At 61.1% G+C, this 26,992-nt stretch carries 28 protein-coding genes; 13 read left to right on the forward strand and 15 right to left on the reverse strand.

Features of this window, described 5'->3' with window-relative positions; translation table 11 throughout:
• Positions 1–105: 105 nt before the first annotated feature.
• From P3T40_RS08290 to P3T40_RS08300, 3 genes are all read right to left on the reverse strand, one after another.
• Positions 106–498, reverse strand: coding sequence for a DUF4148 domain-containing protein (locus P3T40_RS08290; protein ID WP_429267199.1), 393 nt, complete (start codon positions 496–498; stop codon positions 106–108).
• A 69-nt stretch (positions 499–567) separates the two neighbouring features.
• Entirely contained in the window at positions 568–909 is a 342-nt protein-coding gene (locus P3T40_RS08295; RefSeq protein ID WP_429267200.1) for a DUF4148 domain-containing protein, read from the reverse strand.
• 127 nt (positions 910–1,036) lie between these two features.
• Positions 1,037–1,303, reverse strand: coding sequence for a DUF4148 domain-containing protein (locus P3T40_RS08300; RefSeq protein WP_429267201.1), 267 nt, complete (start codon positions 1,301–1,303; stop codon positions 1,037–1,039).
• 344 nt (positions 1,304–1,647) lie between these two features.
• Here P3T40_RS08300 and P3T40_RS08305 point away from each other — a divergent pair, with 344 nt between their 5' ends.
• A complete protein-coding gene (locus tag P3T40_RS08305; RefSeq protein ID WP_429267202.1) occupies positions 1,648–3,240 on the forward strand; it encodes an MFS transporter in 1,593 nt (530 codons plus the stop codon).
• A 74-nt stretch (positions 3,241–3,314) separates the two neighbouring features.
• On the opposite strand, the gene P3T40_RS08310 is transcribed toward P3T40_RS08305, so the two are convergent.
• The gene (locus P3T40_RS08310) at positions 3,315–4,226 is read right to left on the reverse strand and encodes a DUF4148 domain-containing protein (protein ID WP_429267203.1); all 912 of its coding nucleotides are present in this window, start codon (positions 4,224–4,226) and stop codon (positions 3,315–3,317) included.
• A 295-nt stretch (positions 4,227–4,521) separates the two neighbouring features.
• Here P3T40_RS08310 and P3T40_RS08315 point away from each other — a divergent pair, with 295 nt between their 5' ends.
• The 4 genes from P3T40_RS08315 (at position 4,522) to P3T40_RS08330 (ending at position 7,925) form a co-directional block, all read left to right on the forward strand.
• Positions 4,522–4,701, forward strand: a complete 180-nt coding sequence (locus P3T40_RS08315) for a hypothetical protein (RefSeq protein ID WP_429267204.1) — start codon at positions 4,522–4,524, stop codon at positions 4,699–4,701.
• 73 nt (positions 4,702–4,774) lie between these two features.
• Positions 4,775–6,064: a lysophospholipid transporter LplT gene (gene lplT, locus P3T40_RS08320; protein ID WP_429267205.1), complete on the forward strand. Its 1,290-nt coding sequence runs from the start codon at positions 4,775–4,777 to the stop codon at positions 6,062–6,064.
• A 101-nt stretch (positions 6,065–6,165) separates the two neighbouring features.
• Entirely contained in the window at positions 6,166–6,855 is a 690-nt protein-coding gene (locus P3T40_RS08325) for an O-methyltransferase (protein WP_429267206.1), read from the forward strand.
• 143 nt (positions 6,856–6,998) lie between these two features.
• Entirely contained in the window at positions 6,999–7,925 is a 927-nt protein-coding gene (locus P3T40_RS08330) for an NAD(P)-dependent oxidoreductase (RefSeq protein ID WP_429267325.1), read from the forward strand.
• A gap of 87 nt (positions 7,926–8,012) precedes the next feature.
• Here P3T40_RS08330 and P3T40_RS08335 read toward each other — a convergent pair whose 3' ends face one another.
• The gene (locus P3T40_RS08335; protein WP_429267326.1) at positions 8,013–8,756 is read right to left on the reverse strand and encodes an AraC family transcriptional regulator; all 744 of its coding nucleotides are present in this window, start codon (positions 8,754–8,756) and stop codon (positions 8,013–8,015) included.
• A gap of 168 nt (positions 8,757–8,924) precedes the next feature.
• Positions 8,925–9,731, reverse strand: a complete 807-nt coding sequence (locus P3T40_RS08340) for an alpha/beta fold hydrolase (protein WP_429267207.1) — start codon at positions 9,729–9,731, stop codon at positions 8,925–8,927.
• A gap of 477 nt (positions 9,732–10,208) precedes the next feature.
• Here P3T40_RS08340 and P3T40_RS08345 point away from each other — a divergent pair, with 477 nt between their 5' ends.
• Positions 10,209–10,448: a hypothetical protein gene (locus P3T40_RS08345; RefSeq protein ID WP_429267208.1), complete on the forward strand. Its 240-nt coding sequence runs from the start codon at positions 10,209–10,211 to the stop codon at positions 10,446–10,448.
• A gap of 43 nt (positions 10,449–10,491) precedes the next feature.
• A complete protein-coding gene (locus P3T40_RS08350) occupies positions 10,492–10,755 on the forward strand; it encodes an H-NS family nucleoid-associated regulatory protein (protein ID WP_429267209.1) in 264 nt (87 codons plus the stop codon).
• Positions 10,756–10,826: 71 nt separating this feature from the next.
• Here P3T40_RS08350 and P3T40_RS08355 read toward each other — a convergent pair whose 3' ends face one another.
• Positions 10,827–11,129, reverse strand: coding sequence for an ArsR/SmtB family transcription factor (locus P3T40_RS08355; RefSeq protein WP_429267210.1), 303 nt, complete (start codon positions 11,127–11,129; stop codon positions 10,827–10,829).
• An 86-nt stretch (positions 11,130–11,215) separates the two neighbouring features.
• On the opposite strand from P3T40_RS08355, the gene P3T40_RS08360 reads away from it, so the two are divergent.
• On the forward strand, positions 11,216–12,313 hold the full coding sequence (locus tag P3T40_RS08360) for an NADH:flavin oxidoreductase/NADH oxidase (protein ID WP_429267211.1): 1,098 nt from the start codon (positions 11,216–11,218) through the stop codon (positions 12,311–12,313).
• 169 nt (positions 12,314–12,482) lie between these two features.
• On the opposite strand, the gene P3T40_RS08365 is transcribed toward P3T40_RS08360, so the two are convergent.
• The 4 genes from P3T40_RS08365 to P3T40_RS08380 form a co-directional block, all read right to left on the reverse strand.
• Complete coding sequence (locus P3T40_RS08365; RefSeq protein WP_429267212.1) at positions 12,483–13,031, reverse strand: glutathione peroxidase; 549 nt, start codon at positions 13,029–13,031, stop codon at positions 12,483–12,485.
• A gap of 136 nt (positions 13,032–13,167) precedes the next feature.
• On the reverse strand, positions 13,168–14,625 hold the full coding sequence (locus P3T40_RS08370) for an efflux transporter outer membrane subunit (RefSeq protein WP_429267213.1): 1,458 nt from the start codon (positions 14,623–14,625) through the stop codon (positions 13,168–13,170).
• Positions 14,626–14,632: 7 nt separating this feature from the next.
• Complete coding sequence (locus tag P3T40_RS08375; RefSeq protein WP_429267327.1) at positions 14,633–16,213, reverse strand: MDR family MFS transporter; 1,581 nt, start codon at positions 16,211–16,213, stop codon at positions 14,633–14,635.
• Between the two features lie 28 nt (positions 16,214–16,241).
• Positions 16,242–17,366, reverse strand: a complete 1,125-nt coding sequence (locus P3T40_RS08380; RefSeq protein ID WP_429267214.1) for an HlyD family secretion protein — start codon at positions 17,364–17,366, stop codon at positions 16,242–16,244.
• A 104-nt stretch (positions 17,367–17,470) separates the two neighbouring features.
• Here P3T40_RS08380 and P3T40_RS08385 point away from each other — a divergent pair, with 104 nt between their 5' ends.
• The 5 genes from P3T40_RS08385 (at position 17,471) to P3T40_RS08405 (ending at position 20,982) form a co-directional block, all read left to right on the forward strand.
• The gene (locus P3T40_RS08385; protein WP_429267215.1) at positions 17,471–18,238 is read left to right on the forward strand and encodes a CerR family C-terminal domain-containing protein; all 768 of its coding nucleotides are present in this window, start codon (positions 17,471–17,473) and stop codon (positions 18,236–18,238) included.
• A gap of 517 nt (positions 18,239–18,755) precedes the next feature.
• On the forward strand, positions 18,756–19,097 hold the full coding sequence (locus tag P3T40_RS08390; RefSeq protein ID WP_429267216.1) for a DUF4148 domain-containing protein: 342 nt from the start codon (positions 18,756–18,758) through the stop codon (positions 19,095–19,097).
• Positions 19,098–19,324: 227 nt separating this feature from the next.
• A complete protein-coding gene (locus tag P3T40_RS08395; protein ID WP_429267217.1) occupies positions 19,325–19,459 on the forward strand; it encodes a DUF3563 family protein in 135 nt (44 codons plus the stop codon).
• Between the two features lie 200 nt (positions 19,460–19,659).
• Positions 19,660–19,953, forward strand: a complete 294-nt coding sequence (locus P3T40_RS08400; RefSeq protein WP_429267218.1) for a DUF4148 domain-containing protein — start codon at positions 19,660–19,662, stop codon at positions 19,951–19,953.
• A gap of 438 nt (positions 19,954–20,391) precedes the next feature.
• Entirely contained in the window at positions 20,392–20,982 is a 591-nt protein-coding gene (locus tag P3T40_RS08405; RefSeq protein WP_429267219.1) for an IMPACT family protein, read from the forward strand.
• Positions 20,983–21,005: 23 nt separating this feature from the next.
• Here the strand turns inward: P3T40_RS08405 and P3T40_RS08410 are convergent, their stop codons facing one another.
• The 4 genes from P3T40_RS08410 to aldA form a co-directional block, all read right to left on the reverse strand.
• Positions 21,006–22,667, reverse strand: coding sequence for a GMC family oxidoreductase (locus tag P3T40_RS08410; RefSeq protein ID WP_429267220.1), 1,662 nt, complete (start codon positions 22,665–22,667; stop codon positions 21,006–21,008).
• Between the two features lie 55 nt (positions 22,668–22,722).
• Positions 22,723–23,940, reverse strand: coding sequence for a mandelate racemase/muconate lactonizing enzyme family protein (locus P3T40_RS08415; protein ID WP_429267221.1), 1,218 nt, complete (start codon positions 23,938–23,940; stop codon positions 22,723–22,725).
• Complete coding sequence (locus P3T40_RS08420; protein ID WP_429267222.1) at positions 23,941–25,263, reverse strand: MFS transporter; 1,323 nt, start codon at positions 25,261–25,263, stop codon at positions 23,941–23,943.
• Between the two features lie 164 nt (positions 25,264–25,427).
• Positions 25,428–26,852: an aldehyde dehydrogenase gene (gene aldA / locus P3T40_RS08425; RefSeq protein ID WP_429267328.1), complete on the reverse strand. Its 1,425-nt coding sequence runs from the start codon at positions 26,850–26,852 to the stop codon at positions 25,428–25,430.
• Positions 26,853–26,992: the final 140 nt, after the last annotated feature.

Raw genomic sequence — 26,992 nt, forward strand, 5'->3', positions numbered from 1 at the left:
TTGTATTGGAGAATAGTTTAGCGAACCGGAAGCCCAACGACACTCGCCATCGCTTGGCGCTCCCGGGTTCCGGATTCGCGCGTCGATTGTGCCGTCATGGCAATCCTAGCTACCGAAGTACAACGAGCAAAAGCTGACCGGACCGACGCATGCGGCGCTCCGCGACGTACCTCTGACCGGAGCATGGGTGCCGCTCGCGCTGGAACCCGACGGATCCGCGCCCATGCCGGTTGTTTCGGTGGTCCCGTTGGTCCCATCAGCGGCATTGTCCGCAACACGTTCGCTACCCTGCGCAGCGACTTTTGCTTCGGCTGCCTGAATGGCGGCAGGATAGTTCGGGTCGTTGGAGGCCGACGGGTCATAACCCGCTTGCTCGAGACGGACGAGGTCGGCGTACACCTGGGCACGCGTGACCGGAGCGCTGGTGGATTGCGCGAAGCTAAGCGCCGGGCTAGCGAGGGCACTGACTGCAAGGCTAAGACAGATGAGCGTTTTCATGATGCAAGTCTCCTTGATTGATCGAGGCTGAAACTGGACGGACGACGGACGAATGAGCGGGCGAAAGCCTTAGCTGCCGAAGTACGGGGTGCAAAAATCGACCGGGCCCACACATGCGGCGCCGGAAGTCTTGCGATTCATCGCGGCAGGCTGGCCGCTAACGCTGGAACCCGACATGCTCGAGCCGACGCCGCTGGTGGTCTGCTGCTTGAGTTGAGCAACCTGCTGGGCGAAGATCGGATTGACTTCGGGGTATGACGTGTCGGTCACGAAGCGCGAACCGTTGTTCTCAGCCTGAATCAGTTCCTGACGAACTTGGGCACGGGTCGTTTCCTGTGCGAAAGCATTCGAGAAAACGCTCGTCGAGGCGAGTACGGCAACCGACATGGTGATCATGGCAAGCTTTTTCATTTCAGACTCCTAACTGGTGGTGATTGATGATTGAGTTATGCATTCATCAAGGTGAACATCAAAACTGCGTTGGGTATTCCAGGTTTCTACAAAAAACGATTTTCAGGAAGCAGCAAATTCCTAAAATTTAGTTTGCACTGCTATTCGATACATCGACGCCAACAACCTTGCTGGCGTTTGCCGAGGAATCCACAGCCTGCTGCTGCAGACGCGCCACCTGTTGCGCGAAAATCGGATTCACTGCCGGATACGATGAATCGGTCACATAGTCGAGGCCGTTTTGCTGGGCTTCGATCAACTCCTGGTACACCTGTGCACGTGTCTTCCCTTCGGCGAAAGCGCTTGAAGATGCGAGTACGGCGATAGACAGCGCAGCTAACACGATCTTCTTCATGATGAGCTCCTGTGAGTTTGGGTCAGCCTACGTTTGGGTGAACCCGACTTGCCCGGCTTTTATTCCCGGCACGCCGAAAAATCACGCGCGGATCTGCTGAAATGCCGCTCCCGCTCAAAACCTTGGGGAAATGGGAATAAACCGGACGGCGGTCGTGTTAGCGCCTACGAACACGGCTACCTCTGTCCGGCGTTTTCATCTGAAGAAATATTGCTCAGAGTGGAACTGCTGCGCTAGCGACCAGGCCACCCAAAAAGCTGCCACGTCGCCTACCATTCATTATTATCTGCATACCTGGCGCCCCCATCCCCGCTCACGGTGCTTAACCGACTATCGAGCCCTCCATGACTCCCAGCACTGCTGCGCACGACCCCAGCCGGCAATTGCTGCCATTTCGCGAATCGCTGCTGGCAATGGTGGGCGTCGCGTTCGTTGCCATGCTGGTCGCCCTCGACCAGACCATCGTCGGCACCGCGCTGCCGCGGATCGTCGCGGAGCTCAAAGGCTTCGACCTCTACGCATGGGTCGCCACGTCGTACATGCTCGCGTCGGTTGTGACGATTCCCATTTTCGGACGGCTAGGCGATCTGTTCGGCCGCAAGCCCTTTCTGCTCGCCGCCGTCATCGTCTTCACCGGGGCTTCCGTGTTGTGCGGCGTTGCCACCAACATGCTGTTTCTCGTCATCGCACGCGGCCTGCAAGGCATTGGCGGCGGCATCCTGGTCGGCACCATGTTCGCAACCGTCGCCGATCTGTTTCCCGACCCCAAACTCCGTCTGCGCTGGCTGGTGTTCGTCACCTCGGCATTCGGCTTGGCCAATATTGTCGGACCGACGCTCGGCGGCGTGCTGACCCAATATGGCGGTTGGCGCCTCGTGTTCTTCGTCAACGTGCCGGTCGGACTTCTGTCCCTGTTGTTCGTCTACCAGTTCCTGCCGCACCTGCGGCGTGCCAGGACGTCCGTGCCGGTGCGCCTCGACTGGCTTGGCGCAGTAGTCCTCGCCGTGACCTTCGGGGCGCTGCAACTGCTGATCGAACTACTGCCCAAGGAAGGACTCAGCACCGCGACCATGGTGCTCGCCTCCATTACGGCCGCATGCGCCTTGACGCTCTGGCTCTGGGAAAAACGCATGGCCTACCCTATCGTGCCGGTAGACATGCTGCTCGATCGCAAGCTGTCCGCGCTCTTTGCGATGTCGGTGCTGGGAGGCTTTACGCTGTTTTCACTGGTGTTTTATGTACCGCTGCTGTTCCAGGGCGGCTACGCGATGACGCCGCACGCTTCCGGCATGCTGATTACCCCGCTCCTGCTCGGCACGACGCTCGGCAGCGTGCTGAACAACCGGATCGTCACGCGCATTCGCCGCGCCAACGGCATCATGTATATCGGCTTCGCGCTGTCCGCGCTGGCGTCGCTCGCCGTCGTCGCGCTCAGAGGCCACGAGCCCCATGTGGTCTGGATGTCATGTATGGGAATCAGCGGGCTGGGGCTCGGTCTGGTGGGGACCAGCCTGACGATCTGTTCACAGCAGATCGTCTCGCGCGATCATCTCGGCGCAGCAACTGCATTGCTGCAATCGCTTCGTACCTTCGGCGGCATGCTCGGCACGGTGATGACCGGGGCATTGCTAGGCCACCTGTATGCGCGCAGCGTACACCGGTCACTGGACTCCTACCAGGCAACGCAATGGTTCAAGTCGTTTGCGAGTCCGGAATTACTGGTGGACCGCGCGGAACAGGCTGCGTTGATCAGTCGCCTCGTCAGCGCTGGCCATGCGGGCGACGCGATGATGAATTCAGCGCGCGATGCGCTGGTCGAGTCGATTCACGTGGGCCTTGCAATGGCGGCGATGGCAGCGTTGGTAGGGCTCGGCCTCGCTTGGTTTGTGCCGCCCGTGCGAGTGAGCTATGGCGATGCAGAGACGCTCGACAGCTGATGCCGGATTTGCCGCCGTGAATCCCGTGAATCGGCAGATGTGGCCGCGATCTTCGATCCGCCTCGCGCGTAACACTACCAGTCAAGCACCACCGCGTGACTGACGCGGCTCGGCGCGCCGCCCGGTCCGGCCGGATCAGGATTGCCGAAACGCGGCAGGGCGCCATTCGCGCGGGCCTGCTCCACTTCATCGCGCACCTCGGCTCGGGTTTTCGGCGCTTGACTGGATGTGCTCGGGGGCGGCGTCCCTGTCGGGTCTGCCTGCGCACTCTGCGCCGCTTGTGTCAGTGGCGGCGTGAGAGCACCTGATTGCGTAGGCGAAGGCGCCTCAGCCGCCGACGGGGCCGTCCGCTGCGCGGTGAGGTCCATCTCGGGGTTCGCCGGGACAGGGCTCGGCGTGTCGCGCGTCACAACTGGGTTCGCCGCTGCATCAGCTTGAGGCGCACGCTCACTGTCCGCGTATTCCGGGGGACTGCTCGCGCGTTCGCGGATCCGCGAGGAGGCGCTGTGACTGTGTTCGGTTCTTGCCGCGGATCGCGTTGCAGAACGACTCGAGCGCGACGGTGCCGGCGACGCTGCGGTGGGCTCAACGGCAAGCACCTGGCCACTGGCCTCTTCCCGCGCCTGTAGTTCGCTCTGAAGGGCCGTGATCCGCGGATCGTCCTCGTGAAGCAACTGCTCGGCGTCCAGCAGTACTCTCGCGGACGCCAAATCGTTGCGTCCCAGACTCTCGCGGACCGCTTCGAGAGCCTGCGCAACAGCGGCATCCGCCTGGTACTGTATAGAGACCTTCCCGGACGCCAAGGCTGCAGGACGCGGGCTGTCCGACGCGCCGGCAGACGAAGCGTCACGATGGCCGAAGGCGGATTGCTCCGCTGATTGCTGGCCCGTATTCGGCCGCAGCATGAACGCTGCTATCGCAACCGCGCCGATCAGGAGGCTAGCCAGAATCGCCGCCTTTGGATGAACAATCGAGTTCGTGATCATGAGGTCTGTTCCGTCATGCTGTGGATAGCGTACGCGCATTGAACGCCGCTGCAAGCGCCAAATGAGTCGCTCCGAGGCGCTAGTTCGTCAGTTACGGGCGGTAGCATTGATCGGATGCGCCAACGTTTAGTTGTTATCCGCCAGGGTCGGGGTTTGGGGTGGTGCCTGTTGTCCGGCACGGACCTTTTCTTCTGACCAGACTGCGGCAACCCGTGGCGGTTTCCCAGGTCGATAATCATCCGGATTGCATGCGGTATCATGCGCAACGGCACTGATATCCGACGGGAGTGCAGCTATGCGCGATGCCCGGATTTTTGTTGCAGCGCTTCTAGCGACGCTGTTTGTACAAGTTTTGCAGCCGGGCGTCGACATCCCCTACTGGAAAGACATTACGTCAGCGGTCGTGGCCACCGCAGCAGTGGCGGTGCTTTACCGCGTCGGCGATTACGGCAGGCGGAACCAACGAGAGAAATAACGGCCATGAAAATCGCCCCATTCGATGCGGCACACGCATTCAGCATGCCAGCTTTGCCTCACGCCGGACGCGCATGAAACGAGGCTTCTACACGATCATCGCCGCGCAGTTCTTCTCCTCGCTTGCCGACAACGCACTGCTTATCGCAGCGATCGCCCTGCTCACCGAACAACATGCGCCGCCGTGGATGACGCCGGTTCTCAAGCTGTTCTTCGTTCTGTCGTATGTGGGGCTGGCGGCTTTTGTCGGGGCCTTTGCCGACGCGTTCCCTAAAGGACGTGTCATGTTCGGCACCAACCTCGTCAAGGTAGTCGGTTGCGTGGCCATGCTGGCCGGCGTTCCCCCGCTGATCTCGTATGGCATCGTAGGACTGGGAGCGGCTGCCTATTCGCCTGCAAAATACGGCATTCTCACTGAGCTTTTACCGCCGGACAGGCTGGTCGCGGCGAACGGCTGGATGGAAGGCACCACCGTGCTGTCGATCGTCCTCGGCACCGTATGCGGCGGCATCCTGATCAGTCCGCATATGGTTCAACACATCATGCACAGGGCAATGCCGTTCACGGGCCATGCCCCCAGGGCGGCCATCCTGATCATTACGGCGATCTACCTGATTGCCGCCGTTTTTAACCTGTGGATTCCGGATACCGGGGTTCGTTACCCCCCGCAGCAACACGGCCCAATTCGCCTCGCGCAGGACTTTACCAACTGCTTTACGGTGTTGTGGAAGGACCGCATTGGACAGATCTCCCTTGCCGTCACGACGCTCCTTTGGGGCGCAGCCCAGACCCTGCAATTTATCGTGCTGCAATGGGCTCAGCATTCGCTGGGGCTTTCGTTATCGCAAGCGTCGATCTTGCAGGCGTTCGTCGCCATCGGCGTTGCGATTGGAGCAGTGATCGCCGCAGCGAAAATCCCGCTGCGCCGGGCACTAAATACGCTGCCTGTGGGACTGGCGATCGGCGGGTCGATCTTCCTGATGGCGTTCTTTTCGCGCGATCTGGTTCCGGTCACGTGGGTCGTAAGCATCGGCGCTTACCGTGTGCCGGCCTACATCGCGATTGCATGCGTGTTCCTGGCGTTTATTGGTGGATTATCTGGATTCTTCGTAGTGCCGATGAACGCCGTGCTCCAGCACCGCGGGCACGTCCTGCTCTCCGCGGGTCACTCGATCGCCGTTCAGAACTTCAACGAGAATCTGTCCATCCTCGTTACGTTGTGTCTGTACACCATTTTGGTCTGGTTTCACGTATCCATCACCACGACCATTGTGATCTTCAGCTCCTTTGTGGTCTTCGTGATGCTGCTGATCATGCGGCAGCATAGGGAGAACCGGCTTAGAGATGCGGCTCCGCATTGGTGAGGGGCGTTTTGGGGCTGTGCCGAGGACGCGAAAACCCCTTAAACTGCCAAACATATAGCAGCAGCCCGCAAGGCTCGATATGTCCAGGCATGGAGAACGCTATGTCGACCGAAATATGGAACTCAGTAGACGACTACTTTTCTCGTGAGCTCGTCAAACCCGACGCGGCACTCGACGCAGCGCTTGTGGCCAGTGCAAAGGCTGGCTTGCGCCAGATCAGCGTCGCGCCGAATCAAGGCAAGTTTCTCCACTTGCTCGCGAAGATACACGCGTCACGCAGGATTCTCGAGATCGGAACGCTCGGGGGATACAGTGCCATCTGGCTCGCGCGAGCGCTTCCTGCGGATGGCACGATGGTTTCGCTGGAGGCTAATCCGGACTACGCCGATGTCGCACGGAGCAATATCGCCGCCGCGGGTCTATCCGACAAGGTCTCGGTGATCACAGGACTGGCGGCCGAAAGCCTCGAAAAACTGATCCGCAGCAAAACGCCGCCATTCGACTTCATCTTTATTGACGCAGACAAGAGCAGCTACCCCGACTACCTGCGGCTCACGCTGCAGTTATCCCAACCCGGCACCGTCATCGTAGCGGACAACGTGGTTCGTAGCGGCAGGCTCGGAGACCCGGCCAATCAGGAGCCGGACATCGTCGGAATCCGCTCGTTTTTCAAAATGCTCGCCGCGACACCGGGTGCTGATAGCACTGCTGTGCAGACTGTTGGTGCGAAAGGCTGGGACGGGTTTTCGATTACGATCATTTCCGCCTCGCAAACAGATGCGGGCGGCTAGCTGTGGGCGACTAGCTGCGTGCGGCGAACGCTCTTTATAGAAAACTGCACGCACAATCGTTCAAGACGACGCCCTTCACTCGAGCCTACCATCCTGAGCTGATGCCACCCGTACGACGCTACGCACCCGTACTAACGGCAAACATCGCCCGCGTCGCCACAGAGCGGCCACAGCATGAGACGGAGGCACGTATGGACATAGGCTTCATTGGCCTCGGCGTCATGGGACAGGCCATGGCGCTCAATCTGGCCCGCGCAGGCACGCAACTCATCGTGTGGAACCGCTCCGGGGAAAGATGCGAGCCTTTGCGTGCGGCCGGGGCCACCGTCGCGGAGAGCCCTGACGATATCTTCCGGAAAGCGCGCGTCGTCATCCTGATGCTGGCCGACGGCGACGCCGTCGACGCCGTGCTAGGCCGCGGCACACCGCAGTTCCGCACGAACGTCGCGCAGCACACCATCGTCCACATGGGGACAACGTCGCCCGAATATTCGCGTGGACTCGAAGCGGACATTCGCGCCGCCGACGGCAGCTACGTGGAGGCGCCGGTCTCCGGTTCGCGCAAACCCGCGGAGGCCGGGCAACTCGTCGCGATGCTCGCGGGCGACAGCGCAGCGGTCGAAAGCGTGCGTCCGCTACTTCAGCCTATCTGCCATCAAACGACGGTCTGCGGTCCGGTTCCGCGCGGACTCCTGATGAAACTCGCGGTCAACCTGTTCCTGATCACCACGGTCACTGGTCTTGCGGAAGCGGCGCATTTTGCCGAACAGCACGGACTGGACATGCAGCAGTTCCGCGCCGTAGTCGATGCGGGGCAGATAGCAAGCGCCATCTCACGCGTAAAAATCCTCAAGCTAGTAACCCGCGACTTCGATGTTCAGGCCTCCATCACAGACGTGTTAAAGAACAATCGACTGGTCGCAGAGGCCGCTAGAGAAGCCAAGGTGGCGTCACCACTTCTCGACGTCTGCTACGCGTTGTTCGGCGAAACACTGGCGCTTGGCCACGGCCACGCTGACATGGCAGCGGTCGTCCATGCTATCGAGGCACGAACCGCTTCCGGCGCATGATCGCTTTCGCGCTCCTGAGCCTGCCTGTGCCCGGCGTGATCGTGTTTGCTCACAGCGTGCGGCGAACCGGCTCACTAGCCCAGCGTACTATCCAAGCGCCGCGGCCCATCTTGCGGGCGTAAGGCCATAGGCACGCTTGAACTGCCGCGACATATGGCTTTGATCGGAGAATCCGGCTTCGAGCGCGGCGTCCATCAAGCTAACGCCGCTCTTCACCGAGCGGCGCAGCAGATCGAGTTGCCGATGGGTACGAAAGCGGCTCGGACTGGTTCCAAAAGCGGCGCGAAACTGTCGGGCGAGAGCCCAGCGGTCGAGACCAGCCAGTCGTTCGAGCTCGGCCATCGGATGGCGTACGGCCGGCGCGCTCGCGAGCCGGTCACGTACTTGCACCAGACGGCCGAGCGCAAGCGGACCTGATTTCTTCAGCGACGCGGTCGAGGCATTGACGAGCAGGTTGGCGATGGAAGCCACGAGGTCGACTCGCGCGAGCTCGTCGATATCCTCGTCGATGTCCCATACATCCGTCACGCGCAGCGCGGACAGACGGGCCGCCTCCACTACCGGATTCGCTACAAACGGCAGCGGTTTGCCGCCTAGCGCCTCCTGAACTAACGCAGGATCTACGTACACCATCCTGTAACTAAAACCTTCGTCGGTGCCCGCGCTGCCGTCGTGCGTCTCGTCAGGATGGAGAATGTGGCATTGGCCCGGCAGGCAGTGCCAGCGTTGCCCCCTGAAATTGAAGCTCTGAACACCGGACCGCGTTATGCCGATTGCATACGTGTCGTGACGATGCGGGGCAAAAGGCCGCCCGTGGAAGCTCGCCTCCATGCGCTCGATGCCCTCAGCGCCTGTGCCATTCCTGATGCGGTCTCCGTCGGCCATGTCGTCTCATCCATGCGTTCCGGGATTGCGGGAGCGATCTGACTTCTGCGGCCAATCTTAGCACCGGGGCTCAGCCAACGCGTTCCGACCTCGAAACCCTGCTGTTTTTCATGGTCAGCCAATCACCCTCGCAAGGAAATCGGCGATCACGTCGTTGAACTGTTCCGGTCTTTGTAGCGGAGCGAAATGGCTCACACCCGGCAGCAGAATCAATTCCGCAGCTGGAATAGTGCGGGCAAGGTATTCCGCGTGCTCCGGCTTGATGAATTCGTCATATTCACTTTGAACGACTGTGACAGGTACGCGAATCCCGGCCAGATCGTCCGCGGAATAATTCGGTTGGGTCTTCATCATTTCGCTGACCGCGCCGACGAATGCGCCGAACTGGTCCGGTGTAGCCGATAGTTGAGCGTAGTCTTTGGCGTGGCGGGCGAAACACCGCTCGATTACCGGTGTGGCGACGAATTCCTTTGCGCCGCTGGGATCCATGTTGCAGCCAAAGAAAAATACCCCCGCAACCCGCTCAGGCGCTTTTGCGCCCATGATCAGGGCAGTGCATGCGCCGTCGCTCCAGCCCACCACGGCGGCCCTCTCAAGCTGCAAAGCATCCATCACGGCGAGGACGTCCGACGCCATCAACTCATAGGAATAGGGGCGCGTGTCTCGCGTACTGCGGCCGTGACCGCGGCTGTCGATAAGGACGGCACGATGCCCTGAACCGATCAGCGCAGGCACCTGATAACCCCAAGTGCCGCTATGGCCCAAGCCGCCGTGCAGCAGAATCACAGGCGTGCTGGCCCCGTAGGTGGAGTACCAGATCCGCGCCCCGTCATGGTCGACATAGCCCTGCTGGCTTGCTGCCGGTAAAGGCGCCGCGCCGCGTGCTTCAAACTGCCTGAGTTCTTCGTCGTACGCTTCCATCGTGGCTTGCCCCAAGGTATGAGCAGATGCTTGACGAATGAAAGGATAACCGACGAGCGCGCAAAACGCTGACTCATGCACGCTCGATAGATTCTGGAACGAATTCGCGCGAGCCGAGCCTAACAGGTTAACACCGATCCATCGAAGTTAACGGCCCCAATGCAGCCCCAATGCAGCCCCAACGTGATATTTCGCAACACGCCCTGGTATTCGGGTGCAGTTCCTGGCAAGCTATGGAAATCGGTCGCTGTTCTCAGGTTTTTCTCCTGGCGTAGCGCCAGCTAAAGTGGTGTAATCGATGCCGCAGGAAAGTTGCCTGGGACTGCCACACTATTTCGGTTCGAGTTGCGATTCCAGGCAAGCGCGTTACGCACCGCGTCATCAGCGACACCTGATTTCGAACGCAGAGAAAACCAGCCATCATGCGGCGGCCCTGCAATCAACCATCTTTCGTGATTTAAAGAGTGGAGGTTCACCATGTCGACCCATGCGCACTCACGCGAAGCAAGCGCTGCCGAACGATTCGTTCGTGCAACCAGGCAAGTAGATATTGCGTTTCGTGTGGTCAGAGGTGAAGACGTGCCGCACAGCCGGCACATCGAGCATTCGTTGGCCCTTCGCCAGCTCGAACAAGCACTGGACGAACTCGCCGAAGCTCAGGATTTCTTCGACTCAGCCGTGGGCAAGATCGCACCGAAGCCCAAGCGGACCAACTGATCGCGTCGTCCGCCTGCTTTTGTTTTTCGGCTTATCAGAAACCATGTCCACGACGATTGAACGGCTTGACGGAGAAGCGCGCGAACGTCTGATCCGCTGGATTCGCCATCGCATGGACGAATTCGGCATTTCGCTCGCGGCGCTCGCGCAGTCTCTCGATTCCGACCGCAAGAAGCAGCAGGCAGTCTCTTATCGCGACGCATGGGGCAACACGTGGAACGGTAGCGGCGATCTGCCTGAATGGCTGCAACGAGCCGTAGCGGCCGGGCAAAGCATCGAGCACTTCCGCTGCGGTGAGGACGCTTAGCCCCCCTGCTGCCCCCGTATTTTCAGCCTTCACGAGCATAGCGAACAGAGGGCCGAGCGCCACCCTCGCTGTCAGACCTTCTGCTTGACCACCGCCGCCATCAACCCCGGAAACCGCGCGTCCAGTTCGGCACGCCGCAACGTGTTCTGATGCACGGTACCCTCGACGCGCGTCTGCACAAGGCCGGCCTCGCGCAAGATGCGGAAGTGATGGGACACGCTCGACTTCGGCCGGCCGCCGTCGAGCTCGCCACAAGTCGCCTCTTTTACTCGCGCCAGATGAAGGACAATTCCGAGTCGCACCGGGTCGCTCAGTGCATGGAAGACCCGCTCAAGGGCGAAGTCCTCAGGATCAGGATGGTTATAGGTTCGCATCCTGCAAATGATAGCGGTTTCTGCGATACTGAGTAGTTCGATTTTCATCGAACTACGGAACAAGAGTATTCACGGGAGCTTCGCAGATGTCCGCACTTTTTGAACCCTTCAAGCTGAAGGACGTGTCTTTACGCAACCGCATCGCGATTCCGCCGATGTGCCAGTACACCGCGGTCGACGGTCTGATCAACGACTGGCACCGCGTGCATCTGGCCGGTCTCGCGCGCGGCGGCGCCGGACTGGTTATTGTCGAGGCAACGGGCGTGTCGCCGGAAGGGCGTATCACTCCCGGCTGTACCGGGCTCTGGAACGACGCGCAGGCCGAGGCCTTCGCGCCAGTCGTCGCTGCGATCAAGGCTGCCGGGGCGGTGCCGGGTATCCAGATCGGCCACGCAGGCCGCAAAGCGAGCGCCAACCGGCCCTGGGAAGGTGACGACCATATCAGCGCTGGCGATCCGCGCGGCTGGTCGACGATTGCCCCATCCGCAATCGCTTTCGGCGCCAATCTACCTAAAGTGCCCAAGGCCATGACGCTGGAGGACATCGCACGAGTTCGCGAAGACTTCGTCGCGGCCGCCAAACGAGCACGCGACGCCGGCTTCGAATGGCTGGAGTTGCACTTCGCGCACGGCTATCTCGGTCAGAGCTTCTTCTCGACGCACTCCAATCAACGTGACGATGCATATGGCGGCAGCCTCGAGAATCGCAGCCGCTTCCTGCTGGAAACGCTGGCAGCAGTGCGCAAGGTGTGGCCCGAGCATTTGCCGTTGACCGCGCGTTTCGGTGTGATCGAATACGATGGACGCGATGAAGAAACGCTCGCGGAATCGATTGAACTGGCGAAAAACTTCAAGCGCGAAGGCCTCGATATGCTGAGCGTCAGTGTGGGGTTCTCGACGCCGACCGCGGATATCCCGTGGGCGCCTGCGTTCCTAGCACCGATTGCCGAACGCGTGAGGAAGGAAGCCAATCTGCCGGTCTCGTCCGCATGGGGCATCGATACGCCGGAACTCGCGGATCGCTCGATCGGCAATGGTCAGCTCGATCTGGTGATGGTCGGCCGTGCACACCTCGCCGACCCCCACTGGCCGTACCATGCCGCGCGCAAGCTCGGCATCGAACGTGCGTCGTGGACGCTGCCGGCGCCGTATGCGCACTGGCTCGAGCGTTACGCGGTCAATTGAAGACGCGGTAAGCGCGTTGAAGCGGGCCGGGCTCACGGTTTTCTGGCGCCCGGCCAGCTTTTGCCTGGTTAGCCGACCGCTGCCGCCTGCGGGAAGCGGGCCGCGCTTTACCGAGTGATGCGCGATGAGCGGCCAGTCGAGCTTCGCTGGCCGCGCCCCGCCGCAGGACTTACTGCTTTGCCAGCTCCGCATCGATAGCGGCGACCAGACGCGGATCATCCGCCGTGACGTCTGGCGCAAAGCGCCCCACCACTTCGCCATCGCGGCTGATCAGAAACTTTTCAAAATTCCACAGCACGTCCGCCTGATTCTTGGGGTTCACGCCATAGCCCTTCAGGCGCTCGCGGAACGGGCCGTCACCGGTCGCAACCGGCTGCTTTTCGGTCAGCAGCGCGTACAGCAGATGCTTGTCTTCGCCGAGCACGGAGATCTTCGAGAACAGCGGAAACTGGATGTCGTACTCGGTGGAACAGAACGAAGCAATCTCGGCGTCGCTGCCCGGCTCCTGGCCTTTGAAGTTATTGGCCGGAAAGCCCAGCACTTCAAGGCCGTTGGCGCGCTTCGCCTCGTACAGGCTTTCCAGTCCGCTGTATTGAGGCGTGAGACCACACTTCGATGCCACATTAACCACCAGCAGGACCTTGCCACGATACTGCGCGAGGCTGCTGTCCTGACCGTCAATCGCTTTCAAGGGGATGTCATGTAACGCGAGTGCCATAGAGTCTCCATTGCCGCCAGGTGCGGCAAATATTGTGGGCGAAACAGAAGACTAACGGACTTCCGCGTTTGCTGCCGGCCGCGCCGCGAACGCCATGGGGTTGGCGTCGTACACTCGACCCGCGCAGCCCACACTCTTAGTCGGGCGTCTCCCACCCCAGCCCGAGACTCTTTTGCAGCGCGACGTAGTCCTTGATCAACTGCGCGTCGCTCTGAATGCGGTTCTGTTCCGCCGAATAGCGGGTACGTTCCGTATCGAGCCAGTCGAGCGCAGTGGTCGTGCCCGCGCGATAACGTTGTTCCGTCAACACCGCAGCGTGCGTGGCCGAGTCCTCCACCTCGCGCAGACTCACGGTGTTTTCGCGCTCGTGTCCATAGCGCGACAGCGCCACGTCCGCGTCTTTCAGTGCGCCCAGCACCGTGCTCTCATACTTAGCTTCGGCTTCGTCGCGTCCAGCCTTGGACTGATCGACAGCCGCCCTGGTGCGGCCAAAATCGAGAATATTCCACTGCAGGTACGGCGCGCCGAGCCACGTGTAGTTGCTCTTGCGCAGCAGATGGCCCGGATCGGACGCGCTAAAACTCAGATCGCCAAACAGCGTAACCTTCGGAAACCAGTCCGCGACATGCTCGCCGATTTGCGCATTCTGCGACGCGAGCCGTCGCTCCGCCGCGCGAATGTCGGGGCGCTGGCGCAGCAGACGCGCGGGGTCGCCCACCGCCACCGTTGCAGGCAGCGAGGGCAGCGCTTGCGGCGGGGCCAGCTCGCTATCCAGCGCTCCGGGCTCGCGGCCCGTCAGTACAGCTAGTTCGTCGAGCGACTCGTCGACCTGGGCGTCGAGCGGGATGATGCTCGCACGCGTGTTCTCGACCTGCGAGCGGATCCGTTCGACATCGAGATCGGAGGCGACCCCGCGCGATCGACGCTGCTCGGTCAGCGTCAGGATGCGCGCTTCGAGGTCGGCGGATTCGTGGGCGATCGTCACGCGCTGCTGCTCGTCGCGCAAGCCTACATACGCCTGCGCGACCTCGGCGGCGAGCTGCACATGCGCATCGGCGAGATCGGCTTGCGAGGCATCCGCTTCCGCCGACGCCGCCTCGATCGCACGACGCGTACCGCCGAAGATATCGATTTCCCAGCTAGCATCGAAACCCGCGAGGTAAAAACCAATCGGTCCGCCGCCACTCGAGGAAGAACTCGAGCCACCTTCGAGCGACGCCAGATCCGGGGAACGCGTGCGCAGATACGCCGCGGTCGCCGAACTCTTTGGCAGCTCATTGCTCTGCTGCCCCGCGAGGCCAGCGCGCGCCTGTCGCACGCGCGCCTCAGCGGCGTGCAGGTCAGGGCTATTCTTGAGCGCGGTGTCGATCAACGCGTTGAGCTGCGGGTCATTGAGTGCCAGCCACCATGCGGCTGCCACCGGTGCCGTCGACACGGTGCCCTGCGGCGCGCGGTTGAACGCGTTGGCTTGCGCCGCTACGGGGGCGGCTTGCGATGCGCCGTGATAGTCGGGGCCCACCGTGCAACCGGCTAATGCCAGCGCGGCGACCACGGGAAGCAGGCCAAGGCAACGAGCAGTGTTGAGTGACTTCATGTTGTTTTCAATGTCCTGCCGACGGTGTGCCGGCAGCCGGCCTCTTCAGAAAGAACGCGAGCGGAATGCAGAGCAGCAGTGCGATGCCAAGCACGTAGAAAGTTTCGGAGTACGTCATGACCAACGCTTGCAGCTGCATCGTTGCGGTGAGTTGGCCGATCGCCTGAAGCTTGGCGTAGGCCATGTCCCCGCCCTGCGCGAAGAAGCTGGCCGCGCTCGCCGTGATGTGTTCCTGCCCGATCAATGAATTGGCCGTCACGGACTCGCGGATCACGTCCTCGTGGAACGTATTGCGGCGGTCGATGAAGGTACCGAGCAGCGCAAGTCCAACTGAACCGCCCAGGTTGCGCGCCATGTTGTAGAGGCCGGCGGCATCGCCCGCTTCCTCACGCGGAACGGCCGCCATCGATGCCTGGTTGAGCGGCATCATCGCCATCACCTGGCCCACGCCGCGCAGCAGTTGCGACCAAGTAAAGTCATGCCCGACACTTTGCGCGGTGAGCGAGATATCGAGCATGCAGCTCGCAGCGAAGCAGCACAGTCCACCGATCACCATCAGGCGCGTGTCAACGCGACCCATTAGGCGCGGCAGCACCGGCATCAATAGAAACGCGGGCACGCCGGATATCAGCATGACGCCCCCGGACTGTTCGGCGTTGTAGCCCGACACATTGCTCAGAAACTGTGGCAGCAGATACGAGACGCAATAGAGCCCCGCCCCCACCGTGAAAACGATAAAGATGACGCTGGCATAGCGCGTATTCTTCAGGAGTTTCAGACGCACGATGGGCGCCTTCGACACGAACTGCGCGATCAGCAGCAGCAGGATGCCCGCTGCGGAAAGGATGCTCAGCCAGACGATCATCGACGATTCGAACCAGCGTTCGCGCTGTCCTTCTTCGAGCACGACGGTCAGCGAACTGAGCCCCGCAGCAAGTCCGACGATGCCGAGCCAGTCGGCCTTGATGAACTGCGACCAGTCGGTCCGCCCCTTGTTCAGCCCGACAAACAGCAGGGTCACCAAGGCGACGCCCACCGGGATGTTGAGAAAGAAGCACCAGCTCCAGTCGATATTCTCCGCGAGCCAGCCGCCCACCACCGGACCCAGCAGCGGCCCAAGCAGCACAATCAGGCCGAACATGGTCATGCCGATGGGCATCTGATGACGCGGCAGGCGCGTCGCCACGATGGTCTGCGCAGTCGGAATCATCGCGCCGCCCACAAAGCCCTGGCCGATCCGCCCCGCGATCATCTGCGGCAGGCTGTGCGAAACGCCGCACATGATGGAGAACATCGTGAACAGCGTGGCGTTGCCAAGCAGGAAATTGCGCAGTCCGAACACGCGCGTGAGCCACGCGGCGAGCGGGATCATCACAATCTCGGACATCAGGTAGCCGGTCGAAATCCACGTGCCTTCCGTGCCGGTCGCGCCGATTTGCCCCTGGATCTGTGGCAGGGCCGAGTTCGTGATGGAGATGTCGAGCGTCGCCATCAGCGCGCCGAGCGCGCCCGCGGCGACGGCGATCCAGTCGGCCGCGGTGGCGTTGGGTGGATGCGCCGGCTGAGCCGCCTTCGCGGCAGACGGCATGCCGGATGCCACGGACGGGTTGCCGGAATTAGCCACGCCCATTTTCCCGTTCGATGCGTTGTGCTGTGTCGCGCGCGCTACGCGTGTCCACGTCGACGTTCACCGACAGGCCGGGCAGCAATACCTTGCGCGTCTCCGGGCCGGCCGCAATGTGGATCTTCACCGGCACGCGCTGCACGATCTTGGTGAAGTTGCCAGTGGCGTTCTGCGCGGGCAGCAGGGCGAACTGCGAGCCGGTGCCGGGCGAGAAGCTGTCCACCGTGCCATGCAGGTCGGCGCCAGGCAACGCGTCGATGCGGATCGTCGCAGGCTGGCCGACGCGCATCAGGCCGATCTGCGTTTCCTTAAAATTCGCCGTGAGATACACGTCCTGCACCGGCACAATGGTCATCAGGCGCGTGCCGGGCTGCACGTACTGGCCGATGCGCACGGTGCGGTCGCCGACGCGTCCGGCAATCGTGCTGCGCACCAGCGTGTCTTCTGTATCGAGCTTCGACTGGTCTGCGGCGGCGATCGCCGCGTCGAGTTGCGCGTGGGCTTGCTGGATCTGTGCCTGCAGATTTGCGACCTGCCGCTCGGCGACTTGCAGCGCCGCGGCATCGGCCGCGCGTGTCGCACTCGCCTGGCGCGCGGTGTTGCGGAGGTCGGCGACTCGCTCGTCGGTCTCGGCACCGGTGACGGCGAGCGGCTCGTAGCGCTTGACCTGCGCCAGCGCATGCGCCTCGTTCGAGACGGCGCCGTCGAGTTGCGCGCGCGCCTCGCCGATACTAGCCTGCTGCTGCGCCAGCTCGGCCTCGCCACGCAGGATGTCCGCACGACGTGCGGCAACCGTTGCGCTCGACTGCTCCAACGCGGCCGTGTATTGCCGGCTGTCGAGCCGCACGAGCGGCTGCCCGACGGCCACCGTCTGGTTGTCGCCAACCAGCACTTCAGCCACATAACCGGACACCTTTGGCGCAACGGTCATACTATCGGCTTGCAGATAGGCATCGTCAGTGCTCTGTATGAAACGGCCCACGGTCCACCAGCGCACACCCCACGCGGCCGCGGCCACAAGAGCGATAACACCCGCCGCCATGAGCAGCCGGCGCGCGGGAGAACGGCGAGCGGGGGTAGCGGCCCCGGCATCGTTGACGGGAAGGGTGGCGGACATGACGACTCCAGATTTGTTCCAATTGATATAATTATTCCAGTTGGCACATTTCTGTCAATTGATATATTTTTGGCTGGCTTACCAAAACTTCGAGGATCAAACGGATGTCCCCTGCCCCGAGACATCGCCACGCCGTCGACGGCGGCTATCCGCGTGGCGAAGAAACGCGTGCTCGAATCGTGTTGGCGGCGCTCGCCCTGTTTGGCGAACGCGGCTTCGACGGCGCCTCCACGCGCGACATCGCAGAACGGGCGGGTGTCAACGCGCCGGCCATCGGCTATTACTTCGACAACAAGGAAGGGGTGTATCTCGCGTGCGTGGAACACATCGTCACGCGGGTCTGGGAGCAGATCGCGGCACCCGTCGAGGCAGCCGAGGCGGCGCTGGCGAGCAACGCAGACGACGACGCGCTGATCGAGGCCTTCTGCGCGATTCAGGCGCGCATTGCCGAGTTCATGTTCATCTCCACTGAATCCAACGACTGGCGCCTGTTCATGGCGCGTGAGCAAGCGGGGCTCGGGCCGTCATCGGGGTTCGAGATGATCGAGAAGTGCATTAGTCGTCGCATGACCAGCGTCAGCGCAGGGATCGTGGGGCGGCTGCTCGGACGTCCGGCAGATGACGAAGAGACGCTGATTCGAACGCTGACGCTTAACGGGCCGCTGCTCGTGTTCCACACCCACGGTCGCAAGACGCTGGGGGTGCTCGGATGGGATGCCATTGATGCGGAGAGGCTGGCGAAACTGATGAACATCGTCAAGCAACACACGGTCACGGTGCTTCAGAGCATGACTGAGATGAAGCGCGGGAAAGTGCCGCGCGAGTCGAAAACGCAAGCCGCTAAGGGCGGGCGGACTCGGAGTACATCGTAGGAGGCAGTTGGTGCCGGCGAGTGACTCGAGTGGCGAGTCACGTCGCTGCGCTATCGCGCTGAACGCGTCGTGATAACTGCAGAAGAATGGGGAGGAGTGACGAACCACCAGATGAGGAGTCCGGCTTCGCCCCAGCCGGGAGCTAGATTCGCCACACCAAGAATTGTGCGCCGCGCGGCCGCCGCCGTCATCGTGTGAATCGGCAAAGCACTCTTACCGATTTTGGGACAGTCCAGCTGTGGCGCCTCCGAACCAACCTCAACCACTCGCCGCCAATCACAAGGCGCGCATCCGTTACCGCATGGTGTTTCGAGCAGGAATCGCTCCGTAGCGGGCTCAGTCCGTTGCAGAGCACCCGATTAATATCGCGATAGTGGAATATTGATTTTTACTATTGATGACGAATCTTGATAGTTAACAGGTAGACTCGCTTCCGTTGTCCTATCACCGCCCCGTCTACGGCCGCGGCGCCGGGCAAAGCAGAACGAACGACCTTTCAGCTATCGGAGCAAATCTCGTGAATTTCAAAAACGTTGCCGCCCTCGCACTTGCCGCCATGATTGCCTCGCCGGCCTTTGCCGCCGGCTATGACTCTCCTGAGCCGCCGGCCGCAGCGCCCGCCCAACCCGCTGGCCTGACCCGCGCCCAAGTGCGTGCCGAGCTCGTCCAGCTCGAACAGGCCGGTTATCGCCCGTACACCGGTCACGCCAGTTACCCCGATCAGATCGAGGCTGCTGAAGCCAAGGTGGCTGCACAAAATGGTGGAACCGGCGTCGGTGGCGTCGCGGACGGCTCGTCGAACGCGGGGCACCTCGCCATTAGCAAGTTCGACTGGAACGAGATGTACGGCCGCCATTGATGCACTGATCCGGGCGCCGCGGAAGGATGCGGATGGCATCTGGTCATTGACCGTATCCTCCACGGGCTCCCTGTTTGAAGAACTGGTCCACTACCGCCATAACGCCTGATAGTGAGCCAGTTTCATGTTTGAATCCTCCGCCATCGGGCTCCCGGTGGCTTCGCTCAGGCCTCACGGTCTGGGCGTTTTTTCTCTAGTTCATCGACGGTGAGTCGCCCGGCATACGCATGATTTTCACTCTTCTATTAGAACGCCTCGACCGCTGGATGCGAAATACCCACCAGACCCGCTGTGATGAATATCTTGCAGCTTCGAAAGATATTGCCGAGCTTGAGCGTCGCATGAAAGATTGTGACGGTTAGCTCGGACCGACGCCATCACGAGCCCTTCGCGATAGCGACGCGGCGCTCTCCAACCAAGCATAGCGCGCACCTGCTTCCGGTAAACAATCAATTGCGGGATTCGTATTAACGCCAGGTGGGCACCAGCCTAAGCTTAATGGTTGGCTGCGGACGTCGAATTGCAGTCAGTGCAAGAACGATCTGTGAAGAGGAGATTTATCATGAAGTCGTTAATCTATGCAGTCTCTGCTGCCGCCGTCTTCGCCGCTCCGGTCATCGCACTCGCTCAGTCGAACGGACCCGTGACGCGCGAACAAGTGCAGGACGAAATCGTTCAACTCGAGAAGGCTGGCTTCAATCCGGCGAACGCGAGCACGGTTGACTTTCCGACGAACTTTAACGGCGGCCCCGCGGCTGGACAAGACAGTGGTTACGGACCGTCTTCCAGCGGATCGTCGCAGGTTGGACGCCCCACAAGCACTATCGGCATGAAGCCCGTTTTCTTCGGCCAATAAGCTGTCGCGCTTGCTCCGAACGTCAACGGAAGTGGGACGCAACGTCCCACTTCCCGGCTTGCTCATACTCGAGCCAAAGATCGCCACCATTCTCGGCGTCCAGAATTTGGCGTAACAGGAATGGTCGGCGCTTTCCTGATTGTCGCGCTGGCACACGTTCCGGTCGTCGAAGCCGTCGGCCGGTATCGGTTCATCTTCACGCCGATCGCCTTGTACCCGCCCCGCGTATTCCAACATCTCGCCGGCCCGTCGGCTAGCTGCCTGGCTAGCCGGCGTATGCTTCGATACGCGACGCCGTGAAGCTTTCTTGCTTCATTGCCCACCCATGCAGGCAACGTGTAAGCATATTATGTCGTAGACGATCCATCGAGGGTCAATACGCATCATAACAACACGCCTGAACGGCTGATTTAACTAATTTAATCAACCCCAATCAACGTGAGTCACACTCTTTCAACGGCAGTATCTTCAGAACTCGAAATCCGCAAGAGCCGCTTCATCGCCCACGCGATCCCTGTCGCGGACCGCGATGCGGCGATGGCCGAACTGCGCCGCCTGCGCGAAGAGAACCCCACCGCCACGCACGTCTGCTGGGCTCTGCTGGCGGGCGGCCAGTCCGGCATGTCGGACGACGGCGAACCGTCGGGCACCGCCGGCAGGCCGATACTCGAAGTGCTGCGGCATCACGATCTCGATGGCGTGCTGGCCGCCGTGGTGCGCTACTACGGCGGTGTGAAACTAGGCGCGGGCGGTCTCGTGCGCGCCTATACCGATGCCATTGCCCGCGTGCTGCAGGACGCGCCGCGCGTCGAACGGATTGCCCAAGTCTTACTGACCGTCGAAATCGCCTATCCCGACGAAGCACGCGTGCGCCGCTGGATTGAACAGGAAGGCTACACGCTCGCCGATAGTGGGTATGAAATGGAGGTGCGGTTGACGGTCAGCATGCCCGTTACGGCGGTGGACGGCGCACGTGCAGCGCTACGGGATATGACGCAAGGGCGTGCGCTGTTTCCTGAAGAGAACTGAGGCGGGTGGGCGTCGCGGGGTGTTCAATGCGTCGCCACTAACTCCGGCTTGGTCCGCTTGCCCGCAACATCCGCCTGTGCATCCTCCAGAATCATCTCGGCTCCCTTCTCCGCCACCATCATCGTCGGCGCATTGATATTGCCGGACGTGATATTCGGGAAGATGGAAGCATCGACCACTCGCAAAGCCGTCATGCCGTGCACGCGCAACCGCTCGTCGACCACTGAAGTCTGCACGTCCGAGCCCATCGCGCACGATCCACACAGGTGATAGATCGAGCCAGACTGCTCGCGGAAATACTGCAGGAATCCTTCGCGAGTATTGACCTGCGGGCCCGGCGAAATCTCTTCAACCGTGATGCCCTTCAGCGCGGGCGCTGCCATCACCTTGCGCACCAATTCACAACCCTGGATGACCTCGTCGATATCTTTCGCCGTAGTCAGCGCGTTGATGCGAATCTTAGCGGCATCCTCAACCCGGTTCGACGCAATCTCAATCGAACCGCGGCTTGTCGGCCGGCACGGATTGAAGGCCAGCAGGAAGCCCGAATACGGTTCCGGCTCAAGGCTCGCCTTGTTGCTCTTCGGAATCCGGTACGACAGCGGATTGAAATACAGTTGCAGATTAGGCTGCGTCTGCTGATCGTTGCCCTTGAAGAAACCGCCCGACTGGTTCACGCTCATCGCAAGCGGTCCCTTGCGCGTCAGCAGGTACTGCAAGCCCAGTTTGAGCTTGCCGAGCAACGGTCGCATTTCATCATTCAACGTCTTCACGTTGGCGCGATAGTAGAAACTCACGCACAGATGGTCCTGCAGATTCTGCCCGACCGCCGGTAGTTCGTGCACGAGCGGAATGCGATGCTGCGCGAGCAGCGCCTTGTCACCCACACCTGACAGTTGCAGAAGCTTCGGCGTATCCACCGCGCCCGCCGACAGAATCACCTCGCGGTTCGCCGTGAAGCTACGTGCGCTGCCATTCTGCTTGACCACCACGCCCGTCGCCCGCTTGTTGCGATCGAACAGCACCTGGCTGACCAGCACGTCACGTTCGACGGTCAGATTCTTGCGGTCCAGCACCGGATGCAGATACTCGAAGCTGCTCGACGAGCGCTGCCCGTTTCGCGTGTTGACATCGTAGATGCCCGAGCCTTCAAACTGCGCACCGTTGAAGTCATCGGTACGCTTATAGCCCGCCTGCTCGCAACCCTTGAGGAACACGTGGCAGATCGGATGCACCGCATCCTTCATCGGCGAAATGCGAATCGGGCCATCGGCGCCGTGATACTCAGTATTGCCAAGCGGATGGGACTCGAACTTGCGGAAATACGGCAGCACGTCCTTGAACGACCAGCCTTTGTTGCCAGCTGCGGCCCAATCGTCGAAATCGTGCGGCTGGCCACGCACGAAGATCATCGCGTTGATCGATCCGGAGCCGCCTTGCACCTTACCGCGCGGGCAATAGATCGGCCGGTTGTCGAGTTCCTTTTCGGGCTCGCTGTAATACATCCAGTTATAGGTTTCGTTGTAGTACGTCTTGGTAAAACCCACTGGAATCTTGAACCAGAACGAACTGTCCTTGCCGCCCGCCTCGATCAGCAGCACAGAATACTGGCCCGACGCCGTCAGGCGATTGGCGAGGATGCAGCCCGCAGAGCCCGCGCCAACAATAATGTAGTCGTAGTTCATGGTATATCTCGCCCGACGGCGTCCGCTTCAGTAAATGCGAAAGTAAATCTCAAGCTCAACCCTTGGCCGGCGCGAGATCCTTGACGTCCGCAGGCTTCGCGGCCATCTGCAGATGCAGGCGTTGGCCCTTGTACGGCGAATGCTGCCGCACCACATCCATGTTCAGCTCCACGCCAAGACCTGGCTCCTGCGACGGAATGATGTAGCCGTCTTCCCAGCGGATGGGCGTCTTCAGCACTTCTGCGTGGAAACCGCCCCACGTACCGATGCTTTCCTGAATCAGGAAGTTCGGCGTGCAGGCTGCCAGCTGAATGCTGGCCGCGGCGCCCACCGGGCCGTTGTAGAGGTGCGGCGCGATCTGCGCGTAATACACCTCGGCAATGCTCGCCACTTTCTTTGCTTCGAGAAGACCGCCCACGCGCGCCACATTCAGCTGCAGGATCGATGCGGCACCCGCTTCGAGCAGCTTGAAGAATTCGTACTTGGTGGTCAGTCGCTCGCCTGCTGCGATAGGAATGCTTGTGTGCTTCGCCACCTGGGCCATCGCCCCTTCCTGCCCCGGAGGCACCGGCTCTTCGAACCACAGGGGATCGTATTTCTCGATGCGTTTGGCAAGGCGGATGGCCGAGGACGGCACCATTTGCCCGTGCGTGCCGAACAGCAAGTCAGCCTTACTACCCACGGCTTCGCGCACCCTGCGGCAGAAGAGCTCGCAACGATCCAGCACTTCCATCGACAACTGATGGCCCGAATAGGCGGTGTACGGGCCGGCCGGGTCGAACTTGACTGCCGTAAAACCGCGCTTCACGTTCTCAACCGCGCATTCGGCTGCAAGATCTGGGTCGTCGTAATCGTATTCCCCTCGGCTATTTTTCGGGTACAGGTAGGTGTACGAACGAAGCCGCTCATTGACCATTCCGCCCAGCAGTTCGTATACCGGCTTGCCCGCTGCCTTGCCAATGATGTCCCAGCACGCCATTTCGAGGCCACTGACAACGCCCATCATGGTCAGGTCGGGACGCTGCGTGAAACCGCTCGAATAGGCTTCGCGCCACAGGCGCTCGACGTGATGCGGATCCTTGTCCAGCAGATAGCGGCTGAACACGTCGTCGATGATGTGGGTCATTGCATCCGGATGGAACGTCGCCGAATAGATTTCTCCGACGCCTTCAATTCCGCAAGCCGTCTTCAGCTTGACGAAGATCCAGTACATGCCACCCAGGTGCGGCGGCGGTACAGCGACAATATGCGTTTCGAGCGAAACAACTTTCATTTACGCACCTTCTTTCCTGTTAAGCATGTTTCTCAACGCGAGCGCGGCAAAGCCACCCAGCGTCGCCACTGCGGCCACATAGCCGAAGTAGAGTTGATAGCCGAATACGCCCGGGTACGTCTGTGTCAGGTAGCCGTTTATGAGCGGCAGGAAGACGTCCGGCGAGTAGCCGAGTACCGAGATCAAACCGATCGCGAGGCCCATCGTTTCCACCGGCACATTGCAGCGGTCGAGCAACGACCAGTAAAGGCCGCGGATCGCGTAGGTCAGAATGCCGATGAACAGCACGAGGAACACCAGTGCCACGTGACTGCCGATGCCAGGCGCTGCGACCAGTCCGAGCAGCGAGACAGCCGCGAGAAACAGCGAGATCACCAGCACGGAAATCTTGGAGAAGCGGTCACCCAGGAAGCCGCCGCCGATGCCGCCAATAGGCCGCATCCACAGCTTGAGCGTCGTGATCGTGCCGGCCATCACCACCGAGAGACCGATCGTCCCTTCATGCAGGTACGCGGAGAAGCTATAGGTTGCCCAGAACACCTGATAGCCGCAGAACACGATAGCAGCGACAAGCCACAACTCTGGAATCGTCGCGAGCGTCTTCAGGTCGACTAATACATTGCTGCGTTTGCGCCTGGCAGCGTTATCCGCGGCCGCCCTGCTGCCCTGCGGATCCTTCACCAGCCCGAGGACCACGCCCAGCGCGATGCACAGGAACGCGTACATGTAGACCACCAGCTTGAGGCCGGCCGCCACCGGTTCGCCGCGCGTCTGCGTGGCCCATGCAAACAGCGTGATGGCTACGGTTGCCAGAAGTGCTTCGACCAGACCTCGGCCACCGTCGAGAAAGCCAAAGAAGCGCCCCTGCTCATGCGCGCCCGCAATCATCGTCACGCGCTTGATCACAGCAGCCCAGAAAGTGAGCCCCGTCGACAGGCCCCAGCCGCCGAAAATCACCATCAGCAGATCGAACGACGGCGCCGTCGAATACCAAAGACCGAGCACACCGGTTGCGATCAGCGAGAAGCAGATGAGCAGTCGTGGCGCGATACGATCGGCCAACCAGCCGCTCGGCAGATAGCTCAGCAAAAAGATGGTGCCGAGCGACGAATACAGATAACCAAGCTGGCTGTCGGTGATATGAAACACTTCCAGCATCGTCGGCTGGTACACCTGCCGCAGATAGAGAATCGGATAGATCGCGCCGGCGGCGATCACCAGCAGCAGCAATTGCACATAGCGCTGCGCTTTGGTTTCGCGTAAGGAGGCGTCGTCGTTGGACACGGCCAGCGAGGCATTGGATTGGACAGGGCGAGATGACACTGAGGTGCTCCTAGGAGACACGCAAGGCCCGCGATGCATTGCTGCACCGGCTTTGTCGAGTCTCCGATATCTTTGTTATCGTTGCAGGGTGCTTACGCGAATCTGCAGGTTGAGAAAAAGGCGCGCCGCGGTGCGCGACGCGCCGGATCTGGATAGAGGTTGTTTTAGTACTTCATGACCACAAGACGGGTTTGCGTGAATTCGAGCATTCCGTGCTTGCCGTCGTCGCCGCCGAGGCCCGAGCGCTTCCAGCCAGCATGGAAGCCTTGATACGGATCGGCCGGCGTGCGGTTCACGTACAGTTCGCCTGCTTCGATGCCGTTGGCAACTTTCATCGCAGTGCGATAGTTCTCGGTGTACAGCACCGACGAAAGGCCGAATTGATGATCGTTAGCCATCCCGAGCGCTTCATCGAGCGTGCGGTATTTGACCACCGGCATGATCGGGCCGAAGGTCTCTTCCTGGATGATCTCCATGTCCTGACGGCAGTTCGACAACAACGTCGCCGGATAGAAAAAGCCCTTGCCTTCCGGCAATTCGCCGCCCGTCTCGACCTTGGCGCCCGCTTCCACCGCGCGTTGGACCATGGCGTGAATCGACCGGCGTGATGCATCGTTGACGAGCGGCCCCATCAGGGCGGGATTTTCTGCACGATCGCCCGATTTCACGGCACTCATATGCTGCTTGAGCAACGCCAAGAAACGGTCATGTACGCTTTCATGCACATACACGCGTTCGATCGCCGTGCACAACTGGCCGCAGTGGGTGGTCTTCGAAGCGACCAGCTCGCGCGCGGCCTTCTCGAGGTCGGCATCCGGCTCGATGATCGCGGGCGTCTTGCCGCCCAGTTCGAGCGACGGCTTCGCGATGTTCGCCTTGCAGTACTCGAGTACCTTGCGGCCCGCGCCTACGCTGCCCGTCAGTGTGATCATGCCGACCGCCGGATGCGTGCAGAGCGTTTCTGCCACGTCGTGGCTCATCGCCAGAATATTCACCACGCCTGCGGGCAGACCGGCACGTTCGACGGCCTTGGCAATTTCGAACGCGGAGGTCGGCGTGTTGTTACTCGGCCGCACCACCACTGTATTGCCGGAAATCAGCGCAGGAGCAACCTTGCGCATGAACGTGTAGACCGGATAGTTGAACGGAATCAGGCAAGCTACGACGCCGATCGGCTCGCGATGCAGAACCAGATTCTCGTCAGGCGTATCGCTCGGAATGACCTCGCCTTCGATGCGGCGCGCCCACTCCGCGTGATAGCGGGTGATCTGACCAGCGTAGATGGCTTCGTTGGTCGCGTCGGCGACGCTCTTGCCCGACTCCAACGCGAGCGCCGCGCCGATCGCAGGCGCGCATTCGGTCAACGCGTCGGCAAGTTTGTGCAGGTAGACAGCACGTTCGGCGGCCGGCAGCTTACGCCAGCCTTTCTGCGCAGCAGCGGCGGCGTTGACCGCAGCAATCGCTTCGTCCTTCGAAACGCCCGCGACGTGGGCAACCAGGGCCTCGGTGGCGGGGTTGTAGACGGGAATGAGTTCGTCGGTAGCGGGTTCGATGAACTGGCCGTGAGCAAAATTCCGATCGAGTCGCATAGTCGTTACCAGGTGGCGTAGTGCGAAAAACGCATGGCCGACGACTATGGATTCCATGCCGTCGGTGCATGAGCCGAATTCTTCTCCGCACAGCGAGGGGCGACAAGCGACTAATTTGAGAGCCAAACATTCGAAAAACT

Source organism: Paraburkholderia sp. EB58, assembly GCF_050436665.1.
GTDB lineage: Bacteria > Pseudomonadota > Gammaproteobacteria > Burkholderiales > Burkholderiaceae > Paraburkholderia.

Bases quoted from the DNA above. Each gene is read 5' to 3' on its own strand.
- P3T40_RS08410 (WP_429267220.1), bottom strand. From the start codon at position 22,667: ATGAACTACGACTACATTATTGTTGGCGCGGGCTCTGCGGGCTGCATC.
- P3T40_RS08400 (WP_429267218.1), top strand. From the start codon at position 19,660: ATGAAGTCGTTAATCTATGCAGTCTCTGCTGCCGCCGTCTTCGCCGCT.
- P3T40_RS08300 (WP_429267201.1), bottom strand. From the start codon at position 1,303: ATGAAGAAGATCGTGTTAGCTGCGCTGTCTATCGCCGTACTCGCATCT.
- P3T40_RS08355 (WP_429267210.1), bottom strand. From the start codon at position 11,129: ATGCGAACCTATAACCATCCTGATCCTGAGGACTTCGCCCTTGAGCGG.
- P3T40_RS08395 (WP_429267217.1), top strand. From the start codon at position 19,325: ATGATTTTCACTCTTCTATTAGAACGCCTCGACCGCTGGATGCGAAAT.
- P3T40_RS08340 (WP_429267207.1), bottom strand. From the start codon at position 9,731: ATGGAAGCGTACGACGAAGAACTCAGGCAGTTTGAAGCACGCGGCGCG.
- P3T40_RS08325 (WP_429267206.1), top strand. From the start codon at position 6,166: ATGTCGACCGAAATATGGAACTCAGTAGACGACTACTTTTCTCGTGAG.
- P3T40_RS08350 (WP_429267209.1), top strand. From the start codon at position 10,492: ATGTCCACGACGATTGAACGGCTTGACGGAGAAGCGCGCGAACGTCTG.
- P3T40_RS08315 (WP_429267204.1), top strand. From the start codon at position 4,522: ATGCGCGATGCCCGGATTTTTGTTGCAGCGCTTCTAGCGACGCTGTTT.
- P3T40_RS08375 (WP_429267327.1), bottom strand. From the start codon at position 16,213: ATGCCGTCTGCCGCGAAGGCGGCTCAGCCGGCGCATCCACCCAACGCC.
- P3T40_RS08360 (WP_429267211.1), top strand. From the start codon at position 11,216: ATGTCCGCACTTTTTGAACCCTTCAAGCTGAAGGACGTGTCTTTACGC.
- P3T40_RS08365 (WP_429267212.1), bottom strand. From the start codon at position 13,031: ATGGCACTCGCGTTACATGACATCCCCTTGAAAGCGATTGACGGTCAG.
- P3T40_RS08345 (WP_429267208.1), top strand. From the start codon at position 10,209: ATGTCGACCCATGCGCACTCACGCGAAGCAAGCGCTGCCGAACGATTC.
- P3T40_RS08290 (WP_429267199.1), bottom strand. From the start codon at position 498: ATGAAAACGCTCATCTGTCTTAGCCTTGCAGTCAGTGCCCTCGCTAGC.
- P3T40_RS08370 (WP_429267213.1), bottom strand. From the start codon at position 14,625: ATGAAGTCACTCAACACTGCTCGTTGCCTTGGCCTGCTTCCCGTGGTC.
- P3T40_RS08415 (WP_429267221.1), bottom strand. From the start codon at position 23,940: ATGAAAGTTGTTTCGCTCGAAACGCATATTGTCGCTGTACCGCCGCCG.
- P3T40_RS08380 (WP_429267214.1), bottom strand. From the start codon at position 17,366: ATGTCCGCCACCCTTCCCGTCAACGATGCCGGGGCCGCTACCCCCGCT.
- P3T40_RS08305 (WP_429267202.1), top strand. From the start codon at position 1,648: ATGACTCCCAGCACTGCTGCGCACGACCCCAGCCGGCAATTGCTGCCA.
- P3T40_RS08310 (WP_429267203.1), bottom strand. From the start codon at position 4,226: ATGATCACGAACTCGATTGTTCATCCAAAGGCGGCGATTCTGGCTAGC.
- aldA (WP_429267328.1), bottom strand. From the start codon at position 26,852: ATGCGACTCGATCGGAATTTTGCTCACGGCCAGTTCATCGAACCCGCT.
- P3T40_RS08385 (WP_429267215.1), top strand. From the start codon at position 17,471: ATGTCCCCTGCCCCGAGACATCGCCACGCCGTCGACGGCGGCTATCCG.
- P3T40_RS08295 (WP_429267200.1), bottom strand. From the start codon at position 909: ATGAAAAAGCTTGCCATGATCACCATGTCGGTTGCCGTACTCGCCTCG.
- lplT (WP_429267205.1), top strand. From the start codon at position 4,775: ATGAAACGAGGCTTCTACACGATCATCGCCGCGCAGTTCTTCTCCTCG.
- P3T40_RS08335 (WP_429267326.1), bottom strand. From the start codon at position 8,756: ATGGAGGCGAGCTTCCACGGGCGGCCTTTTGCCCCGCATCGTCACGAC.